The organism is Lactobacillus ultunensis DSM 16047, from assembly GCF_001436305.1.
Lineage (GTDB): Bacteria > Bacillota > Bacilli > Lactobacillales > Lactobacillaceae > Lactobacillus > Lactobacillus ultunensis.
Genome location: NZ_AZFO01000001.1, coordinates 39,657 through 66,397, shown reverse-complemented (window position 1 = coordinate 66,397; position 26,741 = coordinate 39,657). Strand labels below are relative to the sequence as shown.

Below are 26,741 nucleotides of genomic sequence, written 5' to 3'. Positions count from 1 at the left end.
TTTCATAAAAACTTACAAATATAATGATACCGCTAAACTAATTTACTTGCTATCCTTTTTCTGCTCTTTCTCTTTTTCTTTTAATTCTTCAATTCGATGTTCTCTTCGTAAAATCAGTTTAGCCACCATATAATCGTGCTGATCAATTAAACCTGCATGATTAATGTTATCAAGTTCAAGGGCCATTAATTCAATATCCCAGATGCGTTTACCAACATGAACTAAGATACCATATTTTTCTAGAAGCTGTTGTACATCGTATAAAGTTTTCATTAGAAATTAATAACCATTCCTATTCTAACAGTCCATACCACATAAAAAATCAAAGCAGCACCGGCTAAGACGCGCCATTTAGGATCATATTTTTTCATTACACGATCACCTAAAACTATTGCTAGCAAAAAGCCAGTGATTAAACCACCAACATGACCCCAAATATCAATACCAGGAATAAAAATATCTAAAGCCAGATTAATAATTGCTAGAACAAAAGCCTGCCGTCCTAAAAAACTAATCATTGGATTATGAATATTTCGTAAGCCAATGGCTGTCATGGCACCAAAAAGTCCAAATAAAGCAGTTGAAGCTCCTGCACTTAAGCCGCGATCAGCACTGAAGGCCAAACTAAATAGGTTACCACCTATTCCCGCTAACAAATAAGTTGCTAAATAGCGATAATGACCCATAATTGGTTCGATATATTGCCCCATGTAGTAAATAATTACAGCATTAGAAACCAAGTGCATTACGCCAATATGAAGGAACTGTGCTGTAAACAAGCGCCACCACTGGTGTCCTGCCACGACTGCCAGATTATTCATGGCACCCATTTTCATTAATACGTTAGTACTTTCTGAGCCACCGAGGAAAACTTCAACTAAAAAGACCACCAACAAAACAATTAAAATTCCAAGAGTTACAAATGATTGTGCAAGATTAACTTTTCGATTCATCTACTAATCCCCTTAACTTTGTTACTTGGTTTAATTCTAATAGATTTTGTCAGTTGTCACAATTGTTTGAATTGGCATATCCGTCTTTTCAATTGGCCATTCTGAAGTAGCAAATTGCATTGGCGTATTTACAAGGGATACGGTTTGACACTTATGTTTAGCTAAAAAGCGGTCATAATAACCGCCACCAAAGCCTAAACGAACATGAGAATCTAGAGCAAAAGCCAATCCTGGTACAATCACTAAATCAAGTTCATTTTTTACTGCTGCATCTGCATCAGCAATTTCTTCCACACCAAAACTAGACTTTTGCAGTTTGCTCATATAAGTATAATGCAAGAAATCCAAGGTATGGGCTTGATCATTTCTAGCCTTTGCCAAGTAAACCTCTTTGCCAGCGTCCCACAAGCGCGCAGTTAATTCGGATGTATCTACCTCAAAAGGTAAAGATGCAGTAATACCAATTGTTTGGCTATTTTTAACCAATTCGGTTTCTAATAATTTTTCTAATAAAATAGAGTCTTCTGTTTTTTTCTCTTTTGTATTTGCAAATTCTTTTAACTTTGCTGTTTGTTTTTTTCTTAATTCTGATTTTTGCATATTTTTGCCTAAAAACAAAAAATAGCAGGCATACAACCTGCTACTTTGATTTATTACTTAGTTTCACGGTGAAGTGTTACTCGTCTTTCAACTGGGCAATACTTCTTCAAAGATAAACGTTCCGGATGCTTACGCTTGTTCTTCTTAGATAAGTAACTTCTATCGCCACATTCGGTGCATTCCAAAATGATGTTATCTGCCATTTTTTTCACCACCTACACTTTTATTCTGACTGTACTAGAATAGCATTTTTCAAGCAATTTGACCAGTATTAATCTTTATTTTGTTGAGTGAAGTTTAAAATAATCCTGGATCATAGCCTTAGCAACCTGCAAAGTGTAGGTCCCTTCGCTATCTGGATCAAGCCCTGGGAAGACTACTGCTACCGCAAGTTTTGGATTCTTAGATGGAGCATATCCAATGAAAGTAGCATTAATTAATTCAATGTTGTGCTTCTTATTTGGATGTTCTGGATCATAGTAGAAAGTTTGGGCAGTACCAGTCTTACCTGAAATTGAAGGCTTAACATTCTTCAATGGGTGAGCAGTACCCCAACCGTTAGTACCGTGAACTACTCGCCAAAATCCTTCTCTAACAATGTTTAATTCATCAGGTGTCCAAGGAATTGCTTGTTGAACATTTGGCTTCTTGTTGTAATTGATATATATCTTCTTGCCATCTTTACTGGTTTTACCAACAGACTGAACAATATATGGCTGCATTCTATAACCACCATTAGCAATAGTTGAAACATATTGTGCTAATTGAATTGGCGTATATGCATCGTAGTTACCATAAGCCAAGTCAAGTACAGAACCAGATAAAATATTGCCTTTAGCATTAAAGGACTTACCTTCGATACCTGATACTTCTCCCGGAAGATCAACACCGGTCTTTTGGCCTAAGCCAAACATAGCAAAGTTTCTACGTAAGATATCAAATGAATCCTTTGGCATATGGATATAAGTTTTAGGTACATATTTAGCATGGACCCAATTCATTGCCAAGTGCATCATGTAAATGTTACTTGAAACTTCCAATGCAGTTTCTGCATCCAAAGAACTGAAAGTACCAATTGGATAAACAGATTTCTTAACTGGCGAACCAGGTAAGTAAATTGGCGTATCAGGTAAAGTATTGTTAACTGGCGTAATTACTTTGTTAATTAAACCACCAGAAACTGTAGCACCCTTGACAACAGATCCCATAACAAAGGACTGGTTGATTACACCCAATGCATTATCGGTTGTCTTACCTGAATTAGTATTTCTATTAATACCAGCTACTGCCAGCAAAGCACCAGTCTTAGGATTCATGGCTACAGCATACGCACCATTAGAGTAACGAGCTGCGCCAGCTGAAATAGCTGAGCTATAAACCCGCTTTAAAGCAGCTTGAACTTGTTTCTGATATTTCGCATCAATTGTTAACATCAGACTGGCACCAGCTTGACCATTATAAACAGACTTTGTTTGCTGAATATTGCCATTTGACTTCGTAGTTACCTTGTTGGTTGACTTAGTTCCTTTCAAAAGTGGTTCATATTCTTCTTCAAGATATGAAGTACCAACACGATCATTTCTTGAATAACCATTTCTTAAGTAATATTGCAAGTTATCACTAGGTAATCCTGATTTTTCAGTTGAAACTGAACCAATAATACTTTGAATTGATGAACCATTTGGATACGATCTTTGCCAATCAGTACCAATACCTACACCTGGCAACTCTGATAAGTGCTCACCAACTTGAGCAATTTCACGATCAGTTAAGCCCTTATTCTTAAGATAAATAGTCGATAGAGTATATGCTCCCGAAATCTTATTAAAGATTAAAGCGGCAGTCTTTTGCTTTTCATTTAATTTCGGATTCATCTTTTCAACGTAAGCAAGTTCTGCTTTATAAATCTCGGAATTTGTCTTTTTATTACCACCTGCATCAACTTTAGCTGATTTTGGCAATTCATTTTCTATTTTGGTGTTATTATCCTCATTTGCTAAATAGTAATCAGCTACCATTTGCTTTGTCGGCTTTTCATCGGTAATCTTAATATAATTACTCAATGCATTTGAGATCTTATAAATATCACTCGTAGTAGTCGAAGCACTCTTGGTATAAGTAATCGCATTCGTAGCCTTATTGCCTACCAAGACGCGTCCTTTTGCATCATACATAACCCCACGAGGCACTTGATTAGATACAACGGTTGAATCAGTCTGTTGCACTTCTGCCTTAAAACGAGAGCCATAGACCAATTGAAGATATGCCAATTGACCAATAAGCATCGCAAAAAGTACTAGAATTACACCTAGAATGATTCTCATTCTAATTGGAGTAGAGGACTGTTTATTTGAACCAGTCCCACTATTTTTTCTAAAATAATCCACGTATATCGTCCCTTACTAAAACTGTATGTATTTTAACAAAAACTGAACATTAATTCTACGATTGAGAATGGAGCTTAGTTAAATTTTAATTATGAATAAATTTTTTAATATGCATAGACTATCTTTAAATAAAGAAACTGTGCTTTACTTAATTAGTTTTATTTTACCAGGCTTAATCTTTTTAAGTTACTTCTTCTATACCAGAAATGGCGTTTTAACAGTCGACCTAGGTCAACAATATGTTGATTTTTTAGCATTTTTTAGACAAAACCTCTTTACTCACCCTCTTAAATTGATATATTCCTTTTCCAATGGCTTAGGCGGTTCAATGCTTGGAACAGATGCCTATTATCTATTTAGTCCTTTTAACCTAATTTTATTTTTCCTTCCGCAGCATTTTTTACCAGAAGCTATCTTACTTATTATTGCTTTAAAAATTGCTACAGCTGGTTTAACTAGTTATTATTACTGGCAAAAAAAGATTGAAAATAACTTTTACGCTTTAGCAGCTAGCGCAGCTTATGCCCTATCTGGCTACACTGTTGCTAATCACTTCAACTTAATGTGGCTTGATTCAGTATTATTCTTACCTTTACTTATTGATGCAATTGATCAGTTATTAGCTAAGCGAAAGGATCATTTATTATTAATTACCTTCGCACTCTGGTTCACCAACTTTTATACTGCATTCATGGCCTTAGCATTTGGTTTCTTCTATTTGTTGACCAAAATATTCTTTATTACCAAAAAAGAACGTTGGCTGCTTTTAGGTCAATATTTTAAAAAGAGCATTCTAGGTTCATTCTTAGATGCTTTTATGCTCATACCAGTTGCGGCAGAAATGTTGCAAGGAAAAGCCGCATCATCTGCAAGTTGGTCTTTGGGATTTCAATTTACTCCCTATAAAGAATTAGCAAAATTAGCTGATGGTGCATATGACTTTCATGAAATGCAGGAAGGAATGCCCAATATTTATATTACTCTGCCTTTCTTGCTTCTCACCATTCTTTATTTTTTAAGTAAAAAAATAGATTGGCAACATAAATTAGCTAACGGCACGTTATTAATATTCCTAATTACATCCCTCTTTTGGACACCTCTTGTTTTAATCTGGCACCTAGGTCAATTTCCAGTCTGGTATCCAGGTCGATTCAGTTTTGTATTAATTTTCTTCGCTTTAAATCTCTCCATTACTATTTTAAATAAAAAAGAGCAGATCACTCCATGGCAAATTGGCATTTTAGCTGCACTAGCTGTCGGTCTCATACTATTTATCTGTTTAGATGCTAAGTCTTTCGCGTTTCTAAGCAAAGATGCTCAAATCTCTTCTGCTGCTTTTTTAGCATTAGGTATTCTATTTATTGGCTTTATCTTTCATAGAAACGATTTTTCTGCCCCATTCTTTTGCCTAGTTATCGAACTAGAACTAATTACTAATCTCGTTCTTTCATTAGGTAACCTAGCTTATCAGAAAAATTACGATTATCAGAATTTTGCTAAAAACACCAATCAAGTAACCCAATATGAAGCTAGCCATGATAGCTATTTATACCGCACTGAGAAGACTTTTTATCGTTCTGACGATGATCCATTCACAGCCAATTATTACGGCCTCAGCAGCTTTAATTCGATCTCTGATCAACGCGTTCTTAACTTGATAAACAATTTAGGGTTTGTTAATAATAGTAATTCATACACCAACTTTGGTGGAACACCTATTACAGATGATCTTTTTGGCGTAAAATACTATATTCTGCCTAATAACGATATCACGCCTCTTAAATCAAAAAAGCAGATGAAATACGACAATCAAAACCAGCGAATAGACGTCGGCGATTATCAAATTGAAAAAAGATTTAATCAGCTTATTCTTTTAAAGAATAAATCTGCTCTACCTCTTCTATTTCTTTCACCTAATTCGACTAGAAGAATTAAATTAGATCCAACAGATATTACCAGCAATCAAAATAAATTTTTCGAAGCTGTTACTGGGTTAAAAGAGAATTTATTTCACAACGTCATTTGGCCTGATGCTAAAAAAATCAATGCATCAGGCTGGCAAGGTGGCTGGATGCAATACAGTCGAAAAAAGAATTCAAACGAAAGTCGGATTATCTTTAATTTTAAACCGCAAACTAATGATTCATATTATCTAGAATTGCCTGGTGATGTTGACGACAATTCCGTAGATATGTCCATTAACGGTTCGAGCGTTGACGTTAGCGTGCGTGATCAAAATACCCGTTTAATTAACTTAGGTAGTCGTCAACGCGGTCAAAGAATTCAGATTGTATTCACCCTTAAGAATAATGATTTAAATCTCAACGCTGCTAATCTCTGGCGCTTGGATACTAACAAACTTGAGCATCAAATTGCAGTATTCAAGCAAAATCAACCTTCTTTTAAACAAACCTCCGCATTAATTCTTAAGTCAGATAGTTTTACTACGAAAAAAGCCATGACTATGAATTCTACTATTCCTAATAACAATAACTGGCTTGTCTTGGATAACAACAAAATAGTACATAAAAATAAGACATTATTTATGAATACTTTTTTGAATTTCAAATTGGCGAGAGGCAAACATAGAATCACATTAATTTACATTCCTTGGGTATTTTTAATTGGCATACTTATCAGTATTATTACTTTTTGGTTTATTTTAAAAATTAGAAAATAATAGCTGTTAGCGCTAACAAAGAAAATAATACTAGACCTAATATACAAAAATGTAATAAAATGTATACGTTATCATTCGGATAAATTAATATAGAAAGAAGATTTAAATATGGCTCTTAAATACCAAATTGGTGTCGATGCAGGCGGTACCCACTCAACTGCAATCGCATATGATGAAAATGGCAAAGAACTCGGTCGTGCCGAAGGCGGTCCAGGTCAAATCAACGCTGATTATGAAGGCGGAATCAAAAATATTTCTGATACCATCAATGAATTACTAGACAAGATTGATGGCGACTGCATGCGCGTACTTGTAGGTATTGCTGGACTTTCAGTTGTTGGTAATGCTCCAGAAGTTGCTGCTACTATTTCATCAAGAATCAACAACTTACCTACTCGTGCAATTACTGACTCACTTTTAGCTCTTTATGCTGGACTTGAAGGTGATGATGGTGCTTTAGTTATTGCTGGTACTGGTTCTGTTTACAACGGCTTACAAGACGGTCACTTAATTGCTGTTGGTGGTTACGGCAACATCTTAGGTGATGAAGGTTCAGGTTATGCTATTGCTCGTTCAGCTATGCAATCAGCTTTACTTAGCTGGGATAAGCGTGAACATAATTCATTAATTGATATGTTCACTAAATTATTCAACGTAGAACACATGGATGAATGTAATGCCAAGTTCTACAAGATGTCCAATCCAGAAGTTGCTGGTATGGCAGTTCACGTTGCTAAGCTTGCTGATGAAGGCGATAAAGACGCAACTAAGGTAATTAAAGAACAAGCTCATTTATTAGCTCGTGATATTTTAATCGGTTTAGGCCGTTACGAAGATCCTAAGCCAATGAAGATTGCTTTAACTGGTTCAGTTTTAGCTAATAACGAAATGCTTAGAGGTTTAGTTGAAGATGAAGTTAAGGAACAATATCCTGACGTTATCTTCTCAATCTCAAACGGTGAAAACGCACGTGCTGTATTATTCGACAAGAGTAAGGACTACCGTTACTTCACTAACCACGAAGATCGCTAAAATAAATTCTGATAGTTACAAAAAGAGGAATCGAAAAAGTCGATTCCTCTTTTTTATTTTAATTTCTGCTTTTAATAGCAAGTAAAACCAGATAAAGCAAATTCCAAGTAAATAGAATTAATATTATCGCTAAAGTATCAACTTGCCAGATAAAAACACTGCTTGTTCCTACTACAAAAATTATTAACCATACAACTAAATCTTTTAAATCAAATTTGCAGATCTTTTTACTATAAACCCCATTAATTAAAAGGGCTATATAATACATACCCATTGAAAAAACTAAGAATAAAGATATAAAAGCAGTATTTATTTCTTTTAAGTTCAAGTAAATCGTTGCAGCCGTCATCATCAAAATTGCGACAATGATTAAAACATGCGAATACATTAATACAAAACCTTTGCTTATTTGATGATGATTAATAATTCTTTCCGAAAAAAGCACATAGCTAGCAAACATCATGGTCAGTGACAAAAACAGTAAAGCTGCATAAATCAAAGGCGTCTTATTATTAAAATAACCTGTTAGATTGACAATTGCTTCACCAAAAGCAATGATTACGATCAACCCAACCCGCTCAACCAAATGCGGGAAGTTTACCTTTTTGGCATTAAATTTATGATAAAAAGCTAGAGGCATCAAAAAGCCAACGAGATAACCAAATACTGCCAGATTAACGCCATAATTATATCCTACTAAAACCCCAGTTAATACTAATGCTAATTCCACACATAAAATTAAAATAAAGATATGGTTATCATTATCTTCATTTTTCTCAACACCTAGCCAATATTGCATGATCAAGTCTACTAGCATGGCAATCATTGCTAGATTAAAGTAATGAAAAGTAATGCGCCAGTTCGTATTAATATTATTAGCCAGGTAAGCTGCCACAAACATGTTAAAGATCAGGCCACTAATATCAAAGAAACGATTCTGACTATAACGATTAAAGTAAAGTGATTGGTAAAGCCATATTTGCATTACGACAATTACCACTAACGAAAACTGAAAATAAGTAACCACAGAAATACTGCCATTTACAGGATGATGAATCATAGCTGTAATTCTAGAAATTGCATAGACAAAAACTAAATCATAGAACAGCTCAAACATCCCTACCGGCTTAGCAATTATCTTTTTCATTTTTTCTCCATCATTCCAAATTACCAGTATTTTTTCAAAGGTGAATTATCGCGACCATTTCTTGTTTGATAAAGATGCTCTTCCACGATTTCAGTTAATACCTCTGCTAATTTATCAATCTGTTCAACTGTCGCATATTCATAGCGACCGTGATAATTACCGCCACCATTAAATAAATTAGGTGTAGGGATGCCCTTCTTAGTGATAAAGTTACCATCCGTACCACCTCTAAAAGTTTGTACATTTGGCTTAATACCTAACTTTTTATAAGCATCCAAAGCTAAATTAACGACATAAGGTTGATCCTTAATTACGTTATAGATGTTCTCATACTGGCGTCTCATCTTTAATGTAAAACGATCACCATATTTCTGATTCATTTCGGCAACTAAATCTTTAATCAGTTTTTCTTTGCCAGTAAATTTATCCCAGTCAAAGTCGCGGATAATCAAGCTAATATCCGCGTGGTCAACTGTGCTTGCAGTACTAAGTACCAAGAAATAACCATCATGATCCTTAGATTTTTCAGGAACCTCATCTTTAGGCAATCGATCCAAGAAATCATTCATTAAAGTCGTAGCATTCACCATTAAGCCGTATGCTTCACCAGGATGAACTACGGTGCCACGAATATGAACCTGTGCCTCAGTAGCATTAAAAGTTTCATATTCAAAATCACCCGGCCGTCCATTTTCCAAAGTATAAGCCAACTCTACTCCAGGAAAATCTTTAGCATCAAAACGGCGACCACCATAGCCAATTTCTTCATCAGGACCAAAACCGATATAAATATCTCCATGTTCAATCTTAGGATGTTCGGTCAAATATTTAAGCATACTCAGTATTCCGACAATACCGGCTTTATCATCTGTTCCCAACAAGGTATGTCCATCAGAAGTAATCAAAGTTTCACCCTTGCAAGTTGCTAAAGCTGGAAATTCTTTTGGATCTAGAAATATCTTTTCTTTTTCATCTAAAACGACCCTTTTACCATCGTAGTTGCGATGAACTTGTGGACGAATATTTACGGCATTAAAATCGGCCGTGTCAATATGTGAGAAGAAGCCAATAGGTGTCACGTTATCTTTTACATTGCTCTTCAAATGGCCGATGGCAAAACCAGTTTTATCATTGTAATAAGCATCTAACCCTATATCTTGAAGCTGCTTAGTCAATTCTTTACCCATCTTAATCTGACCAGCAGAAGATGGAACTTGATCATGTTTGTCTTCATAAGATCTAGTATTTTCTTTAGCATAATGAATAAAAGTCTTTTCAATAAAATCTAAATCATAAAAAGCCATAAAATCCTCCTTGTAAATGTAAAATTAAATTTTATTTAATTTTACACTTATTTTTAGGTAAAAAAAGGCCGAAACTTCTTTTTCAGAAATTTCGGCTTTTTAAGTATTTATTCTTTACTTATTCTTCAATTGCTTCAAGTGTTCCTTAATCTTATCAGCAGCAACTTGAAGTTGTTCACGTTCCTTTGAAGTCAATTTCAATTCTATGACTTGTTCAATCCCATCACGGCCAATAATTGCCGGATAGCCAATGTAAGTCTTGTATTCTGGATTATAAACAGATACAGGAGCATACAAACGTGAATCAGCAAAGATGGCTTGAATCAATTTGGTGGCACAAGTAGCGATAGCATAGCTAGTATAACCTTTGCCCCTTGCAACTACGAATGAATTCTTATTAGGTTCTTTATTTAACTTGCTTTGTTCATCTTCACTAAACAATTGAATCGCAATCTTATTGTTTACGCGTACTGTTGACCAAGCAATAAATTGAGCAGAACCATGTTCGCCTAATACCCAACCTTCAACATTACGTGGGTCTTGACCAAGCTTTTCGCCAACAATTCTTTGCATTCTAGCGGTATCCAAGAAAGTACCAGTACCTAATACTTGATTCTTAGACAAGCCAGTAGTCTCTTGCAAGATTTGACTTACAGCGTCACATGGATTAGAAATATTGACGATTACGCCTTTGAAGCCAGATTCTTTAATCTTTTCACCAACTTCTTTAGCATTCTTGGCATTAAGTTCAAATTCACCAAAACGGTCGCCTGTCTTAACGCTAGCTGCAATATCACCAAAAGCGGTAACAATAATATCAGCATCTTTTAATTCATGCCAATCTTGCATGGTGACGCGAACATAGTAGTTATTTCTAGCTAAGGTATCATGCAGATCATTATATTCTGCAGCAGCCTTATTTTCATTCTTGTCAATTAACACTAATTCATCTGCAATACCATGAGTAAACAAAGTGTAAGCAACAGTTGCACCAACATGGCCTAAGCCGATAATACCTACTTTTCTCATAAAAAATCCTTTCTAAAGCAAAAAAGGAGATAGATTACCTACCTCCTTTTTATTTATTCAGCTTCAACCTTGTTAATTACAACGTCAAATTTGCCACCAGGAGTGGTAATTGATACTGTTTCACCTTTCTTTTTACCAAGCAAAGCTTGAGCAATTGGTGAATCATTAGAAATCTTGCCATTCAATGGATCAGATTCATCACTACCTACGATAGTGTAAGTCTCTGGATCATCTGTACCAACTTCAGTATAGGTAACAGTCTTACCTACTGAAACTTCGTTAGGATCAACACTGTCAGCATCGACAACTTGTGCATACTTAAGCATGTCTTCAACTTGAGCAATTCTGTCTTCTACATGACTTTGTTCATCCTTAGCTGCATCGTATTCAGAGTTTTCTGATAAGTCACCAAATGAACGAGCAACTTTAATACGTTTGATTACTTCTGGACGTTTAACTAATTTTAAATTCTTTAATTCTGCTTGAAGTTTTTCTTTACCTTCAGCAGTCATTGGATAAGATTTTTCAGGCATATTTTTTAACTCCTCAGAAATTAAATTTACTTTGCACTGATCAATAATATTGGTTTACACCACTAAAGTCAACCTTTAACGGATTTTAATGTCAAGATCATTCTCAAGACCTGCTCTGATCTTGTCCATTGCATTATTAACAACCTTGTCAGTTAAGGTATCTTTTCTATTCAAGAAAGTTAAACTGTAAGCCAAACTCTTCTTGCCAGTATCAATATGATTACCTTCATAGACATCAATTACCTTAAGATCAACTAAGTATTTACCAGCATTAGACTTAATTACATTTTCAACTTCTTGATTAGTTACATTCTTATCAGTCAAAAGTGAAAGATCACGTTCAATTGCTGGGAACTTAGGAGCAGGTTGCGCAGTCATACCCTTGGTAAGCATTGGAATAATAGTATCCAAGTTGATTTCGTAGCCGTAAAGTTCACTACCACGCAAAGCCTTGTCAGCAAATGTTACAGCATGAGCAATCATACCAATCATACCTACATATTGCTTATCAATATAAATACCAGCAGTTCTAGTTGGGTGCATCCCTTCAATACCTTCGGCACGGTAAACTACCTTTTCAGGATCAATGCCAACTGCATCAAATAAGTTAGTCAATTGACCTTTAACGAAGTAAAAATCAACTTTTTGAGTCAAGTGTTGCCAGTTTTCTGCAAAAGTATTACCTGCATACAAAGCTGCCAAGTGTTCATGTTCATTGTAGGTACCACCGTCATGATCATAAACACGACCTTGTTCAAATAATGCCAATTGGGTTTGCTTTCTAGCAAAGTTGTAGCTAGCTGCATCGACTAAACCAGTCATTAAGTTTTGACGCATTACTGAACGACTTGAATTCAAAGGCCATTGAACCTTAACGATGTCTTTAGGATCTTTAGTATAACGAACAGCCTTTTCAGGTGAAGTTAATGAGTAAGAAATAGCTTCCATTAAGCCTTGTCCTTCGACAATTGCCTTCATGCGACGCATCATTTCTTCTTTTTCTGAATAGCCACCGTGAGTTTCTGCTAACAATGGTTGAGTTGACTTCAAATTGTCATAACCATAGATACGGCCAACTTCTTCAACTAGGTCAGCTGGAATAGAAATGTCCCATCTTCTGTTAGGTACGTGAACAGTAATGTCGTCACCGTCACGATCAACACTAAAGCCCAAACGATCAAAGATCTTAAGCATATCTTCTGGACTAATTTCTGAGCCTAAAACCTTGTTAATGTATGAAACAGTAGTCTTAACTGCAACTGGCTTGCGCTGAGTATCAGTAGCCTTGATAATACCTTCATCAACAGTAGCTTGGGCATCATTTCTAAGAAGTAATGCAGCCATGTTGATTGCCTTTTCTGTGGCATCCCAGTTAGTACCCTTTTCGTAGCGACTTGAAGCCTCGGTACGGTTAGCATGACGGAAAGCAGCTTTTCTAACTAAAGTTGGATCGAAAATAGCAGATTCAAGGATAACATCAGTCGTATCTGCAGTAATTTCCGAATTGAGACCGCCCATCACGCCAGCCATCATTACCGGCTTTTCACCATCAGTAATGATGATGTCATGTGGATCAAGTTCAACTTCTTTTTCATTAAGCAAAGTCAACTTTTCACCTTTGTTAGCTAATCTAACTTCGAGCTTGCCACCGGCAAAAGTCTTTGCATCATAAGCATGCATAGGTTGACCTGTCAAAAGCATGACATAGTTAGTAACATCAACTACGTTGTTGATTGGACGAATACCAGCATTCCAAAGACGTCTTTGCATCCAAAGTGGTGAATCTTGAATCTTAACGCCAGTCAACTTACGCAAATAGAACTTAGGGGCTAGCTTAGCATCAACTTTAGCATCAAGTGAATCAGTCCAATCAGGACCATCTTCCTTTAAGACAACGTCTTCAATCTTTGGCTTTTGGTCAACAATAGCACCAACTTCATAAGCTGCGCCTTCCATACCCAAAGTATCGGCACGGTTAGGAGTAATATCGAAGTCTAAGATGTAATCATCCATGCCAAGTGCTTCATAAACATCTTGACCTGGTTTAACATCGGCATCTTCTGGGAAAACATAAATACCATCAGCAAATTCTTCTGGTACAACGCTATCATTGAAACCAATTTCTTGCAGACCACAGATCATACCGTAACTCTCCATGCCACGGATTTTACCCTTCTTGATCTTTTCATTGCCAGCAATTCTGGCACCATGAAGGGCAACAATTACCAATTCGCCTGCAGCTACATTAGGAGCACCACAAACAATTTGCAATGGTTCATCTTCACCAACATCAACATGAGTTAAGTGCAAGTGCGTACCTTCAACGGCTTTGCAGTCTAAAACTTTACCGACTACTAACTTTTTAAGTCCCTCTTCTGGATGCTTAACGTCAGCAATTTCTACACCAGTACGAGTGATTTTTTCAGCTAAAGCGTGAGGATCTTGATCTAAGTTAAGAAAATCTTGTAACCAATTGTATGAAACTAACATATTTTACTTTTCCTCCTTGCGGAATTGTTCCAAGAAACGAACATCGTTAGTGTAGAAATCACGAATGTCGTCAATGCCATATTTCAAAATTGCAAAACGATCAAGTCCTACACCAAAGGCAAAACCACCGTAAACGGATGAATCTACGCCAGCATTTTCCAAAACATTAGGGTGAACCATACCAGCACCTAAAACTTCGATCCAGCCAGTGTACTTACAAATTGGGCATCCCTTGCCATCACAATTGAAGCAAGATACATCCATTTCTACTGATGGTTCCGTGAATGGGAAGTAGCTTGGACGAAGACGAGTAGCTCTATCTTGACCAAAGATATGCTTAGCGATCATTTCCAAGGTACCCTTTAAATCACCCATGGTAACATTCTTGTCAATTACCAAGCCTTCCATTTGCATGAATTGGTGAGAGTGAGTTGCGTCATCATCATCACGACGGTAAACCTTACCAGGACCTACCATCTTAAGCGGACCCTTTGAGAAGTCATGTTTTTCAAGGACACGAGCTTGGTCACCTGAAGTTTGACTACGCAATAAGTTTTCATTATCGATGTAGAAAGTAGCTTGCATATCACGTGCAGGGTGATCTTTAGGCAGGTTCATCATTTCAAAACAGTAGTGGTCTGTTTCGATTTCTGGACCTTGAACTACTTTATAACCCATGCCGATAAAGTAGCTTTCAAGGTCATCTAAAATAATATTGATTGGGTGCTTGGAACCTAAATGACCTTGACGACCTGGCAAAGTAACGTCGATCTTTTCTTCTTCAAGTCGCTTAGCCAAAACAGCTTTAACGATTTGTTCCTTTGCGGCATCTAATTGAGTGTTGAACAAGTCACGCAATTCATTAACTTTTTGCCCAACTTCACGTCTGTTCTCTGGTGCAACATCACGCATTGAGTGCAAAATCTTGGTTAATTCACCTTTACGACCAACCAATTCAACTCTAACTTTATTTAACGTTTGCTCATCAGTTGCTTTGTTGATTTGCTTAAGCCCTTCTTCATGGAGCTCTTTCAACTTATCAAATAAGTCCATTAATTCTTTCCTTTCAAAACAAAAAGCTTCGCCCCTCATAGGGACGAAGCGTCGCGGTACCACCCTAGTTTAGACATAATCTGCCTACACTTAAGTTTTCTTTAACGGTGAAATACCGGAATTGATTAGATTCTACTCCCAAGATGAAATTCACAATCGTTGTCTCATCTTCTCTCTCAGCTTTTTAAAGAAGATTCTCTGTCTGAAACACTAACTGTTACTAGTCTTGATCTTAGTAATTAATTAATATAATATTTCTTTTTTGGAATTCTTGCAAGTCCTTAAGCCCATTTATCAGCCCAGTGATGAACTTGATCAAAAACAGGCTTCAGCTCAGCTCCTTTTTGAGTCAGACTGTAAGAAATAATGCCGGTGTCCTGATCTACGCTTCTTTTAACGATTTGCTCTTGCTCAAGCTCCTTTAATCTTTCAACTAAAACACGGTCTGAGCAAGCCTCGATGCAACGAGCCAAATCTTTAAAACGCATATCTTGCGTGTCACATAATGAGCTAATAATCAACCCATTCCATTTTTTGCCAATTATTTGAAAGGCTTTAATAAAGTGACAACACAATTCATAATCTTCAGGTTTACAAGGAACGGTCTCCTTTTTTTCTTTAACTTCTTGCATAAGTAAATTCCTCCATCGTCATAAAATTCCAGTAAAAATATTATCATATTTTATTTTTATTGTAATTTCCATATACAATTATAGAAAATTCACTTACTAATTACAAGCGCTAAGCAAAGTGATAGATCATTATCCCAGCAGCAACAGCAGCATTCAATGACTCTGCCTTGCCCTTAATTGGAATGTATAATTTTTCATCGCACAAACTAGCAATAGTTGAACTAACTCCATGAGCTTCATTTCCAATAATTAAAGCTAGTTGTGGTACTTTGGCAAAATCTTGCAATTGCTTAGCCTTTTTATCCAACATACTGGCATAAACTGGAATAGCCACATCCTGAAAATCAGTAATAACGTCAGCTAAATCACGTTTAATTAAATCAATATGGAATTGACTGCCTTGCATAGCCCTTTGAGTTTTAGGATTATACAAATCCGCGCTTTCAGGCGATAAAACAACGCCATCAAAGCCTGCGGCATCTGCTGTTCTGATAATAGTACCTACGTTGCCAGGATCAGCTAAATTATCTAATAAAACCCATTTGCCATAATTAAACGGAAATTCCTTTGGCTGATCAATTTTAAGCACCATAAAAATTTCTTGTGAATTTTTGGTACTACTTAAATGACGGGCAATTGCCTTATTGATCAAAATTACATTTTTGCCACTTAAATCAACGTCATAATCGCTTTCTGCTTTATCTAGGGCTTCTTCAGTTCCTAATAAATACTGATATTTTTTACCCGCTTTAATAGCTTCATCAAATAAATGAAAGCCCTCAATTAAGTAACTATTTTCTTCATCGCGATATTTCTTTTGCTTTAATTTAGCTAATTTTTTTACTGTTGCGTTGTTAACTGAACTAATTTGTTGCATAATGACTCTCCTTTTTACTCTTCTTATTATAAAGTATAATTATTCATAGACATGGTAAAATTTAGAATAGAGTAAATTTTAAGAAGGAAAATAAAATGGAAACAAGAAAATTAATTGTCTCTGGCTTAGTTCAAGGAGTCGGCTTTCGCTGGAGCACCCAAAATTTAGCAAATCAAATGAACATCCCCGGTACAGTTAGAAATAATTCTGACGGTACTGTTACGATCTATTTGCAAGGCGATTCAGATACTATTGATAAATTCATTAAAAAATTACCATCCGCTTCTGGATTCGCTCATATTAAAAATATTGAACAAGAATCTGTCCCAGAAGTAGAAAAAATGCATGATTTTCATGTATTATATTAGAGATGCATATTTTATTGAAAATAGAAACTAAGTGGTGATTATTTTAATGAAAAAAATCAAAAAATATACAGGAGTCCTCGCAATTGTGTTGATTGCTGCTCTTGTATTAAGTGCTTGTGGTGCTACTAATAATCCAAATGTTACACCACACAGTGGTATTTACGGTTGGGTTTACCAATGGCTAGGCAAGCCTTTGCAGAATATCATGATCCATACTGCCCACATGATTGGTGGACAAAATGGCGCAGGCTGGGGTATCGTAATTATTACTGTTGTCGTTCGAGTAATCTTGATGCCCTTAATGCTTATTCAACAAAATAAGAGTGTACGTCAACAAGAAAAAATGGCTCGTTTGCAACCACAGATGAAATTAATCCAAGCTGCAATGAAGCATAAGGGCATTACGCCACAACAACAAATGACTTTATCTGGTTGGCAAAGAGAGTTATATTCTAAGAACGAAATGTCGCTCACTGGTGGAATTGGCTGTTTGCCATTAATCATCCAGTTGCCTATCATGTGGGGTATTTACCAAGCGGTATTCTACTCACCACAATTAGCTCACTCAACTTTCTTTGGTATTTCTTTAAGCCAAAAATCTCTTGTTTTAGCTATTATTGCTACAGTCTTCACGGTCATTCAAGGATATATTTCATTAATTGGAATTCCTGAAGAGCAAAAGAAGACAATGCAATCAATGATGTTGTTCAACCCAATCATGACTTTATTCTTCAGTTTATCCTTCTCTGGCGCTCTAGCTTTGTACTGGGCTGCTGGTAACTTAGTAATGATCGTTCAACAAATAATTGTTACATTTATCCTTACTCCACAAGTTAAAAAACATGTGGCTAATGAAATAAAGGATAAGCCGGTTGAAGTTGTGGTTACTAAGGAAAAAGTTGATTCACTATTCAACTCTGATTCTGAAAGCAGTACTTCAAACGAAGCTAAAAAAGAATTACACCAAGATTTACGCAAACGTAATCAAGGCAAACAACAAAAGCGAAATAATAAAAAATAATTGATAAGCAAAAAAGTAAGAGTATCAAAATTGATACTCTTACTTTTTTTGTCTTATTTTAAAATTCCATCTGGTAAATCATTCTTGTGTTTTTCAGCTTCAATCTTACGCAGCTTCGCTGCCTTCTTTTTGGAAAGAAGCGGGAATCTCATCTTAAATTGACTTCCCTGTCCTACAACTGATTCTACACTGATGCTACCTTTATAACTGTCTACCAACTTTTGTGCAATAGATAAACCTAAGCCATTGCCACCTTTTTCACGAGTTCTTGCTTTATCAACTCGGTAAAAACGGTTAAAGATCTTCTTTTGGTCTTCTGAAGCAATCCCTTCACCAAAGTCTTGAACAATGATACTGACTTCTTTTTTAGTAACACCAGCAGAAACATTGATTTGCTTTCGGTCAGTAGAATACTTAATCCCATTATCAATCAAGATTACTAATAATTGCTCTAAATGACCATGATAGATTTGTATTTCTGTATCATCTGGCAAATCATCTTCATCTAATTGAATATTAAAGTCGGGATGCACCATTGCCAAATCAGAGACAACTCGGCGAACCGTCTCATTAACATTAGTTATCTCATATGGATATTGAACATCAATCTGTTCAGCTCTAGTTAAATCAAGCATTTCTTGAATCAAGTGCTTCATTCGATCTGCTTCCTGCAGAGAAGCTTTAATAGATTCATCCAGAATTTGTGGATCATCCTTACCCCAACGTTCAAGCATATTTAAGTGCCCTTCAATTACGGCTACAGGAGTCCGCAATTCATGAGAAACATCCCCCACAAATTGCTTTTGTTGCTCAATATAGCTCTGCATTCTATCTAGCATTAAGTTAATCGATGTTGCTAATTCTGCTAATTCATCATCACGATTAAGCTTTTTAATACGCGCCTCGCTATTTGGATCAGCATTTACTTCTTTAGCTACCTTCGACATATCCTTAATTGGTTTAACTACGTTAATTACCAAAATATATGAAGTTGCCACGAAAACGATAATAGCAATAATTGAAATAACTAGCATCCAATGAAGCAGATTGCTCATCAAATGGTTATAATAGGTCATTTCATTGGCAACAACTACATAACCAGTCAGCTTATTATTAACTGACGAGTAAACTTTCTGATAGGTTAATAAAATCGTACGGTGATTTCTTTTAACTTTCATCACCTTCTGACTGCCCTCAAAAGTTCTAAACTTAGGAGTCGTTGTTCCGTTAGCAAAAACTACTTCGTTGTGTTTATTATAAACAGCAACATTGATATCAGGATTGGAAATTGATGAAATCAAATTATCACTAAACGCATTATTTCGGAGATCTTTTTCATTAATAGCAGGACTTCCCTTTAAAATTCGTCGAGTCGATGGAGATAATGACGGAATTACGTTAGAGATTTCAAGTTCATCTGGAATTGAGCTTAATGTTCTATCTAGAGTTACAACTACATTATTTGAAGTTTCTGCTTGTTGATTTAAAGACTGTCGACTAACAATCTGATAAACAACAACTGAAAATATGACAAAAGAGACCGTAATCGTCAACGCAACGATACTTACCCACCGTATAACTAACGATGAGTGTTTGGTCTCTTCAGTTTCTCTTTTATTCTTTATCATCATCTTCATCTCTTACCATATAACCGGTACCACGAACCGTCTTGATGTAAGAAGGCTGGCCTGGTACATCGATCTTATTACGTAAGTAACGAACATAGACTTCTACAACATTGGTTTCAATATTTGATTCTGGTCCCCAAATCTTATTCAATAGTTGATCACGACTGACAACATTATTTTTATTCTCAATCAAAGTCATCAACAAATTGTATTCACGTTTAGTCAAATCGATTGCTTTACCATCACCACGGTGAACAATTCTATTAGCAGTTTCAATAGTAAGATCCTTAAACTTAACGATCTTTTGCTTGGCAACTGTAACCTTAGAAGCATCTTTTTCAATCTTGACGCGACGTAGAACAGCACGTAAACGTGCAAGCAATTCTTCAATTGCAAATGGCTTAACGATGTAATCATCAGCTCCATGATCCAAACCAGATACGCGATCAATAACAGAATCACGGGCAGTCATCATGATGATTGGAGTAGTTTTTACTTGACGAACACGACGAGCAATTTCCAAACCATTTAAGTCAGGAAGCATCAAGTCAAGCAAAATTGCATCAAAATTTTGTTCAAGAGCATCATCTAAGCCCTTGCGACCATTATTTTCTACTACAGTTTCATAATTTTCATGTTGTAATTCAAGCTCGACAAAACGAGCCAAGTTCTTTTCATCTTCAATAATTAGAATTTTTGCCATGTTAATTCAATTCCTCATAGATCAATTTGGTTTTCTAATACTAATAAATTAATTAAAAAATGTTTTTATAATTAAAGGATACTTTAAAAACGTTCCTAAAACAAGATCAAAAAACAATCAAAGTTAAAATTCTTTGATTGTCACTTAATACTATTTTTTAAATTATTTATTATCTTTGTTATCTAACAGAACCTTTAACTTAGCAAAGGCTGGGTTAATTTGATTCTTCTTTCCTTCTTCAAATGCAGATTCAGAAACTACTTCCCAACCTTTGCCTTCAGGATAAATGTTCTTTGTTTTTTCCTCTGGTGTCAAAATAGTAGTTGGAATATTAAGCAACATATTATCTTCAACCGCAGTTTGCAAGTCAATGACGTCATTTTCAATTTGTACAATTGTATCGTTATCTTCTAATTCTTCTTTAGTAGGTTTACGATCAATGTAATTTTCAATAAAGGTAAAGTCTTCATGATAATCTACTGGCTTTAAACTTCTACTTGATGGTACTGTCAAATCTGCAGTGATATGAAAATTACCTGTTACAAAAGGTTCTTGATAAAACAAATCACCCGAAAGATGTACATTTTGAGCATCAATCAACAATTCTTTGCTTCTATTAAAGAATTCCGGGCGCATTTCAACATCACGTTCAATATGCGTCAATGGCTCTGCAGAATTCATAATTTTAGAAAAATTAATTTCTAACATATTACACCTCGATTGGCCGTTGACCAAAATTCTGATCAACACCCATTATTTGTTCAAATAAACGGTCTGTTCTTACTTGTAAGGCTAAAGAACCGCTCTTTGCACTTCTTTTATCAACCTTAGAAATAATCTCTGTTTGGAAATCTTTGCGATGTTCCTTCAAAAATTTACGTCCAATCTTACTAAAGCCCAATAGCATCAAGGACTCATGATTAAAACTGGCAATCATATCATCTTGAGTTACATTTAACAACGTATATAAGCTTAAACGACGTAAACGAGAATAAGTATAACGTTTAGATTTAATTCTGCGTAAAAACTCAGTAAAATCACGAGCAAGATGAATCTCTTGTTTCATCTTGTATTCTAATCCTTCACTCATTTGATAAATTTTTTGTAATTCTGAAATTGAAGAAGATTCAATCCGATATTTTAAAAATGGGTAAAGTAAATTCCAGTTAGGATAGACGCTCTGCTTACTCAAAATAGCTGCTTCAGCCTTGGGCATCCAATATTTAAGATTACTCGTATCTTCTCCATGCAACAACAAATTTCGGATTGCACTTGCACTTTGAACGACGCCACTACGTTGCAAAAGATCATCATGTCCTGCACCAATCCGATTTACAGGATGAAGTTTTAGCGGTGAACCTAAATTATGATTGGCCACTGCATAAGCCAAACCTAAAATAGCATTAGGCTGATTAATTTCATGACCAACTTCACGAGCAACCATTTGATTATATTGCGTCGAATAAGTCTGACTATAGTCCTTAAAATCCATATGATTTTGTGGAATTTCAGCAATTTTGCTACCAAGATAAGCAAAATTCAAATTGGCATCATCTTCTACACCAAAAACTAAGTCAGTTACGCCTAATTTAGCTAGTTGCTCAAGGTTGCCTAAAGAGAACAAATCTGCAGGTTCAACTGCAGTTGAAAATGGTGACTCAAACACCAAATCAGCACCCGATTGTAAGGCAGCTTTAGCTCTCTCCCATTTGCTCATAATAGCCATTTCACCACGTTGAACATAATTACCGGACATAATGACTACAATAGGATCATTTTTCGCAACAAGTCGAGCCTGATTTAACAAAAACTCGTGTCCACTGTGAAAAGGATTAAATTCCGCAATAATCCCAACAACGCTCATTTTTAACTAAGCTTCCTTTAACTCAACTTGCTTACCATTAGCCCAAAGTTTTTCAAGGTTGTAAAATTCACGAGCCTCTTTGGTAAACACATTAACTACAACGTCACCCAAGTCTAACAAAAGCCAGTTAGAATCTCTGGTACCTTCAATGCGGTAATCAGTGTAGTTATTCTCATGAGCTGCTTCGACAATTGAATTAACAATAGCATGAAGTTGACGGTTAGAACCAGCACTAGTGATCACGTAATAATCAGCTAAAATACTAATACCACGCATATCATAAGCTTCAGTATCTTCACCATGACGATCGCTAATTGCCTTAGTAGTAAAATCTAAAATTTCTTGACTAGTCAAATTATTTCTCCTTTATTTTTATAATTTCGTACTCCAAACATTGTATGCTTCAAGAGTACGTGGATAAATCTTATTTCTTTTTTCAACCAAAAATGCAAGAGTATGAGCTAATTGATAACCTACACCCTCATCAAGATTAGCATAAGTAATTTTACGTGCTTCTTCAACACCAGGAAAATCACGCCCTGGTTCAATAAAATCGGCCATAAAAACGATTTTATCCAACGTGGTCATCACAATATCACCTGTTGTATGACGACGAACCGCAGTTAAGATCTCAGCATCCCTGATCTTTAAATCACGTTCAATAAAGTAAGTACCTACAATGCCGTGCCAAATAGCGCGATTCCAGTTAAGCAAGTCTTTATCAAAATCTTGTTCCTTAATAACTTTACGATATTCTTCAACAGGAACTTGCTTAGCATAATCATGCACAAAGCCAGCTAAAGCTGCTTTGTCTTCATCGTAATTATTCAGTTTGGCCAACTTACGTGAAGTTTCACTAACCCGTACACAGTGTTGAAATCTCTTATCATCCATATTTGTCTTTTCTTTAGCAATGATCTCATCACTAGATAGAGGTGAATAGGTCTTCTTAAATGTTAGTTTCGTCAAGATAAAGCCCCTTTTCTTCAATATACTTTCTGACTGCTTCTGGTACTAAGTATCTAATTGAAGTGCCAATCGCAACTGAGCGACGAATAGCCGTTGAACTTAAACGAATATCCGGAGCATCTACCCAAATCATTGGATATTGCGGATCTTGTGGGTAGCCAGGACGGCGAATACCAACCAAAGTTACCATTTTAGCTAAAGTAGGTGCTTCTTTCCAAGTATGAAAACTATTTACTTGATCACTACCCATGATTAAGTAGTAGTCGTTTTGCGGTGCCTTTTCTTTCAAATAGCGCATCGTATCAACAGTATAGGATACGCCACCACGGAATAATTCCAGCAACTTAACTCTAAACTTTGGATTATCACGTGTAGCTAGATCAAGCATCGTTGCTCTATCTTTAGCAGAAGTAAGTGGGGCATTCTTATGTGGAGGAATATTATCAGGAATAAACCAAACTTCATCCAGACGTAATTTAGTCATCGCTTGTTCAGCCGCAACCAAGTGTGCAATATGAACTGGATTAAAAGTTCCACCCATAATGCCAATTTGACGCCCTTTACCATTTTCACGTTCCAATTGAGCTTTAACTTCAGCAGCAGGTGCTTTTTCAATACATTTTGGATTTACCATATGCAAAACCTCTAAATCAATGCACGACGAATTCCTAAACCAATACCATCTGGGGTATAAGTTTTAACAACGCATCCCTTAGGTACAGTTACAAAACCGATTCCACCGAATAAAAGATCACTCTTATATTCCGTTTTAAATTCTTGCCCTTTGAGTGATGCCATCTCATCATCTTTTGCCGGTGGTGCAAGAAGTTCACCTTTATGCTTTTCATAAAAAGCATCTGCATTTGTAGTCTTAGTCCGGTGAACATACATACCACGAGCTACATATACTGTAAAACTAGTTGATTCACCCTTAAGGTAATCAATACGACCTAAGCCAGCTAAAAATAGCGTATTACCTGGCAACAATTGATAAGTTGCTGGTTTTAACGGCTTTTTAGGAGAAATCAATTCCAAATCTTTAGCATTTAAATGCGTTGCTAACTGATTATCAGTCATAATCCCTGGCGTATCAATTAAGAAATGACCACTATCAAGTGGAATCTCAATCTGATCAAGCGTAGTACCTGGGAAACGTGACGTGGTAATTAAATCTTGAATATCGCCCATCATATCAATAATTGCGTTAATCAAAGTAGACTTACCAACATTAGTGGTTCCTACAAAGTAAACGTCTTTATCTTGTGATTGTTTATTAATATAGGCAATTAATTTCTCTAAATTTAACTTCTTTTTAGCTGAAACTAAGAAGATCTCTTTAGGGAATAATCCCATACGATTAGCTTTCTGACGCATCCAGTCCTTAATCTTGCTCTGCTTTGAATTTTTGGGGAATAAATCAAATTTATTTCCTACTAAAATGAAGTCATTCTTGCCTACAAAACGCTTCAGAGAAGATAAAAGCGAGTTAGAGAAATCAAATAAGTCAACCACATTGACAACCAATGCTTTTTTCTCAGAAAGTGAATTGAGCAAAGCTAAGAAGTCATCGTTATTTAAATCAACTGGCATAATTTCATTATAATGCCGTAATCTAAAGCAACGTTGACAATAAACATCTGTATTTTCTTCATTCTTTGCTTTTTCAAGGGCGCTTTTTGGTAAATAACCTGCCTTTTTAGGATCATCAGATTGAAGCGTTGCCCCACATCCAATACAAATAATATCCTCATCCATGTCGCAAATTCTCCTTAAAAGTTACTCGATGCGATAAATTAAGAAAGAAAAAGATAAACTTTTCAAAGAAACGATTAATTCGTGTGTTCCATTTATCTGTCTTAACTAAAGGCTGAACCAAAACAGTTTGTACACCAGCCAAATTACCTGCTTGCATATCAGTAATTAATTGATCGCCCACCATCATTACTTGATTTTTAGTAAGATGCATGGCTTCACGCTTACGGGTAATTGCAAATGGCAATGGCTTACGTGATTCTGAAACAAAGTCAATATGATAAGGATTGAGTACTTTCCCCACTCGTTGAGCATTATTATTAGAAATCACTACTAACTTAATATTCGCTTTAGCCAATTTCTGATTCAGCTTATCCATCTCTTTAGCAGTTTCAAACTTGTTCCATGCAAGCAATGTATTATCCAAGTCTGAAAATACTGCTTTTATTCCCATCTCATTCAATTTCTGGGGGTCCAGATTATAAATAGTATCTATTGTATATTTTGGTCTAAATAACATAAAAACTCTCCATTTTTTGTCACTTTCTATAATATCAAAAATGCGTTTCTATTAGAAATTTTTGTCTCAAACTTCTGAAAAAGTGATAAAATACTAAACAATTTAAGCAAATTCATCAATTTATCAGAAAGGAAATAGAATGAGAAAATTTATCGATTTACATCTTCATCTCGATGGTTCAGTCCCTGTAGCAACTATCAAAAAATTAATTAGTGAACATCATTATCCTATCCCAAGTGACGAAAAATTACGTCAAGAATTATCTGTTGATTCTAATTGCAAGAGTCTAGATCAATTTTTGGAAAAATTTGCATTACCCAATAAGTTAATGCAGACTAGACACGATATCAAGACAATTGTATATGATTTATTGGTTGAATTGAAAGAGCAGGGGTTAGTCTACGCAGAAATTCGATTTGCTCCACAACTCCATACTAAGAAAAGATTAACCCAAGAAAACGTAATTAAAGCCGCAATTGAAGGATTAAATCAATTTTTAATTGATCAAAAACAAGAAAATAGCAATCAACCCGAGCTTCATGCCGGCTTAATTCTATGCTTAATGCGTTTTGCTAACAATCAAAAAGAAAATATGGAGACCGTTGAATTAGCTAAAAAATTTTTAAATCATGGCGTAGTTGGTCTAGATTTAGCTGGTGCAGAGGGACCTATTCCTAATATTAAATACAAGCAATTTTTCGACCGAGCTCAAGAACTTGGAATACCTTATACAATTCATGCTGGCGAAGCAGCTGGTCCTGATTCAATCAGACAAGCCTTAGAAATGGGCGCTAAAAGAATTGGTCATGGTATTCGCTGTACTGAAGATAAGAAATTAACACAAGAATTAATCGATCGACAAATTATTCTTGAGTGTTGTGCTACTTCAAACATGAACACTAAAGCTTTTGATCAAATTGATTCATATCCTATCAAAAAATTATTACACAAAGGTATGAAAGTTACGCTTAACTCAGATGATATGACAGTTTCCAACACTAATTTGCCACGAGAATACAAATTACTTGAAGAAAAGACCAACTTAACCTCGGAAGAAGAAACGACACTTTACCTAAATGCAGTTGATGCTGCTTTCACTTCTCCAGATGAAAAAATTCGTTTAAGAGCTTTAATTCAGAAATGAAAAATATAAAAAATAAAGGTCAGGGAAATTCTCCCTGGCCTTTATTCATAGTGAA

General features: G+C 35.7%; 27 protein-coding genes and 1 other annotated feature. Of the genes, 5 read left to right on the top strand and 22 right to left on the bottom strand.

All coding sequences use genetic code 11. The annotated features are described in order from the left end of the window. Positions 1–42 precede the first annotated feature (42 nt). From FC57_RS00335 to FC57_RS00315, 5 genes are all read right to left on the bottom strand, one after another. A complete protein-coding gene (locus FC57_RS00335; RefSeq protein WP_007126512.1) occupies positions 43–273 on the bottom strand; it encodes a YqgQ family protein in 231 nt (76 codons plus the stop codon). Further along, the gene (locus FC57_RS00330) at positions 273–953 is read right to left on the bottom strand and encodes a rhomboid family intramembrane serine protease (protein ID WP_007126513.1); all 681 of its coding nucleotides are present in this window, start codon (positions 951–953) and stop codon (positions 273–275) included. The genes FC57_RS00335 and FC57_RS00330 overlap by 1 nt, the downstream gene beginning before the upstream one ends. 36 nt (positions 954–989) lie before the next feature. Further along, positions 990–1,553, bottom strand: coding sequence for a 5-formyltetrahydrofolate cyclo-ligase (locus tag FC57_RS00325; RefSeq protein ID WP_040529791.1), 564 nt, complete (start codon positions 1,551–1,553; stop codon positions 990–992). A gap of 53 nt (positions 1,554–1,606) precedes the next feature. Then, the gene (rpmG, locus tag FC57_RS00320) at positions 1,607–1,756 is read right to left on the bottom strand and encodes a 50S ribosomal protein L33 (protein ID WP_006351577.1); all 150 of its coding nucleotides are present in this window, start codon (positions 1,754–1,756) and stop codon (positions 1,607–1,609) included. A 75-nt stretch (positions 1,757–1,831) separates the two neighbouring features. After that, positions 1,832–3,940 (bottom strand): peptidoglycan D,D-transpeptidase FtsI family protein, encoded by a 2,109-nt coding sequence (locus tag FC57_RS00315; protein WP_007126515.1) that lies wholly within the window; start codon positions 3,938–3,940, stop codon positions 1,832–1,834. A gap of 91 nt (positions 3,941–4,031) precedes the next feature. Here FC57_RS00315 and FC57_RS00310 point away from each other — a divergent pair, with 91 nt between their 5' ends. Beyond that, on the top strand, positions 4,032–6,620 hold the full coding sequence (locus FC57_RS00310; protein ID WP_007126516.1) for a YfhO family protein: 2,589 nt from the start codon (positions 4,032–4,034) through the stop codon (positions 6,618–6,620). A gap of 108 nt (positions 6,621–6,728) precedes the next feature. Then, a complete protein-coding gene (locus tag FC57_RS00305; protein WP_007126517.1) occupies positions 6,729–7,652 on the top strand; it encodes an N-acetylglucosamine kinase in 924 nt (307 codons plus the stop codon). A 58-nt stretch (positions 7,653–7,710) separates the two neighbouring features. Here the strand turns inward: FC57_RS00305 and FC57_RS00300 are convergent, their stop codons facing one another. The 8 genes from FC57_RS00300 to FC57_RS00265 all read right to left on the bottom strand — a co-directional run bounded on the left by FC57_RS00300 (position 7,711) and on the right by FC57_RS00265 (position 16,717). After that, positions 7,711–8,799 carry a low temperature requirement protein A gene (locus FC57_RS00300; protein WP_007126518.1) on the bottom strand — a complete coding sequence of 363 codons (1,089 nt, stop codon included), beginning with the start codon at positions 8,797–8,799 and terminating at the stop codon, positions 7,711–7,713. A gap of 20 nt (positions 8,800–8,819) precedes the next feature. Beyond that, positions 8,820–10,103: a peptidase T gene (pepT, locus tag FC57_RS00295; protein WP_007126519.1), complete on the bottom strand. Its 1,284-nt coding sequence runs from the start codon at positions 10,101–10,103 to the stop codon at positions 8,820–8,822. Positions 10,104–10,217: 114 nt separating this feature from the next. Then, on the bottom strand, positions 10,218–11,132 hold the full coding sequence (locus tag FC57_RS00290) for an L-lactate dehydrogenase (RefSeq protein WP_007126520.1): 915 nt from the start codon (positions 11,130–11,132) through the stop codon (positions 10,218–10,220). A gap of 53 nt (positions 11,133–11,185) precedes the next feature. Further along, the gene (greA, locus tag FC57_RS00285) at positions 11,186–11,665 is read right to left on the bottom strand and encodes a transcription elongation factor GreA (RefSeq protein WP_007126521.1); all 480 of its coding nucleotides are present in this window, start codon (positions 11,663–11,665) and stop codon (positions 11,186–11,188) included. A 75-nt stretch (positions 11,666–11,740) separates the two neighbouring features. Next, positions 11,741–14,155 (bottom strand): phenylalanine--tRNA ligase subunit beta, encoded by a 2,415-nt coding sequence (pheT, locus tag FC57_RS00280; RefSeq protein WP_007126522.1) that lies wholly within the window; start codon positions 14,153–14,155, stop codon positions 11,741–11,743. A 3-nt stretch (positions 14,156–14,158) separates the two neighbouring features. Beyond that, positions 14,159–15,208, bottom strand: coding sequence for a phenylalanine--tRNA ligase subunit alpha (gene pheS / locus FC57_RS00275; RefSeq protein WP_040529794.1), 1,050 nt, complete (start codon positions 15,206–15,208; stop codon positions 14,159–14,161). 36 nt (positions 15,209–15,244) lie between these two features. Beyond that, positions 15,245–15,451, bottom strand: a binding site (T-box leader). A gap of 38 nt (positions 15,452–15,489) precedes the next feature. Further along, entirely contained in the window at positions 15,490–15,840 is a 351-nt protein-coding gene (locus FC57_RS00270) for a winged helix-turn-helix transcriptional regulator (protein WP_007126524.1), read from the bottom strand. Positions 15,841–15,949: 109 nt separating this feature from the next. Then, positions 15,950–16,717: a TrmH family RNA methyltransferase gene (locus tag FC57_RS00265; RefSeq protein ID WP_007126525.1), complete on the bottom strand. Its 768-nt coding sequence runs from the start codon at positions 16,715–16,717 to the stop codon at positions 15,950–15,952. 95 nt (positions 16,718–16,812) lie between these two features. Here FC57_RS00265 and FC57_RS00260 point away from each other — a divergent pair, with 95 nt between their 5' ends. Next, positions 16,813–17,085 (top strand): acylphosphatase, encoded by a 273-nt coding sequence (locus FC57_RS00260; protein ID WP_007126526.1) that lies wholly within the window; start codon positions 16,813–16,815, stop codon positions 17,083–17,085. 46 nt (positions 17,086–17,131) lie between these two features. Continuing rightward, positions 17,132–18,106, top strand: a complete 975-nt coding sequence (gene yidC, locus FC57_RS00255) for a membrane protein insertase YidC (protein WP_007126527.1) — start codon at positions 17,132–17,134, stop codon at positions 18,104–18,106. 53 nt (positions 18,107–18,159) lie between these two features. Here yidC and FC57_RS00250 read toward each other — a convergent pair whose 3' ends face one another. The 9 genes from FC57_RS00250 to FC57_RS00210 all read right to left on the bottom strand — a co-directional run bounded on the left by FC57_RS00250 (position 18,160) and on the right by FC57_RS00210 (position 25,542). Continuing rightward, a complete protein-coding gene (locus FC57_RS00250) occupies positions 18,160–19,743 on the bottom strand; it encodes a HAMP domain-containing sensor histidine kinase (RefSeq protein ID WP_007126528.1) in 1,584 nt (527 codons plus the stop codon). Continuing rightward, on the bottom strand, positions 19,721–20,437 hold the full coding sequence (locus FC57_RS00245; RefSeq protein ID WP_007126529.1) for a response regulator transcription factor: 717 nt from the start codon (positions 20,435–20,437) through the stop codon (positions 19,721–19,723). The genes FC57_RS00250 and FC57_RS00245 overlap by 23 nt, the downstream gene beginning before the upstream one ends. A 162-nt stretch (positions 20,438–20,599) precedes the next feature. Further along, complete coding sequence (locus tag FC57_RS00240; RefSeq protein WP_007126530.1) at positions 20,600–21,145, bottom strand: YceD family protein; 546 nt, start codon at positions 21,143–21,145, stop codon at positions 20,600–20,602. A gap of 1 nt (position 21,146) precedes the next feature. Next, positions 21,147–22,301: a nucleotidyltransferase gene (locus FC57_RS00235; RefSeq protein ID WP_007126531.1), complete on the bottom strand. Its 1,155-nt coding sequence runs from the start codon at positions 22,299–22,301 to the stop codon at positions 21,147–21,149. Positions 22,302–22,307: 6 nt separating this feature from the next. Further along, positions 22,308–22,655: a ribosome silencing factor gene (rsfS, locus tag FC57_RS00230; protein ID WP_056990006.1), complete on the bottom strand. Its 348-nt coding sequence runs from the start codon at positions 22,653–22,655 to the stop codon at positions 22,308–22,310. Between the two features lie 18 nt (positions 22,656–22,673). Beyond that, positions 22,674–23,270 (bottom strand): bis(5'-nucleosyl)-tetraphosphatase (symmetrical) YqeK, encoded by a 597-nt coding sequence (yqeK, locus tag FC57_RS00225; RefSeq protein ID WP_007126533.1) that lies wholly within the window; start codon positions 23,268–23,270, stop codon positions 22,674–22,676. Continuing rightward, complete coding sequence (locus tag FC57_RS00220) at positions 23,251–23,904, bottom strand: nicotinate-nucleotide adenylyltransferase (protein WP_007126534.1); 654 nt, start codon at positions 23,902–23,904, stop codon at positions 23,251–23,253. The genes yqeK and FC57_RS00220 overlap by 20 nt, the downstream gene beginning before the upstream one ends. An 11-nt stretch (positions 23,905–23,915) precedes the next feature. Next, the gene (gene yqeH, locus FC57_RS00215) at positions 23,916–25,025 is read right to left on the bottom strand and encodes a ribosome biogenesis GTPase YqeH (protein ID WP_007126535.1); all 1,110 of its coding nucleotides are present in this window, start codon (positions 25,023–25,025) and stop codon (positions 23,916–23,918) included. Further along, complete coding sequence (locus tag FC57_RS00210; protein ID WP_007126536.1) at positions 25,018–25,542, bottom strand: YqeG family HAD IIIA-type phosphatase; 525 nt, start codon at positions 25,540–25,542, stop codon at positions 25,018–25,020. The genes yqeH and FC57_RS00210 overlap by 8 nt, the downstream gene beginning before the upstream one ends. 139 nt (positions 25,543–25,681) lie before the next feature. Here FC57_RS00210 and add point away from each other — a divergent pair, with 139 nt between their 5' ends. Next, positions 25,682–26,686, top strand: a complete 1,005-nt coding sequence (gene add, locus FC57_RS00205; RefSeq protein WP_007126537.1) for an adenosine deaminase — start codon at positions 25,682–25,684, stop codon at positions 26,684–26,686. Positions 26,687–26,741: the final 55 nt, after the last annotated feature.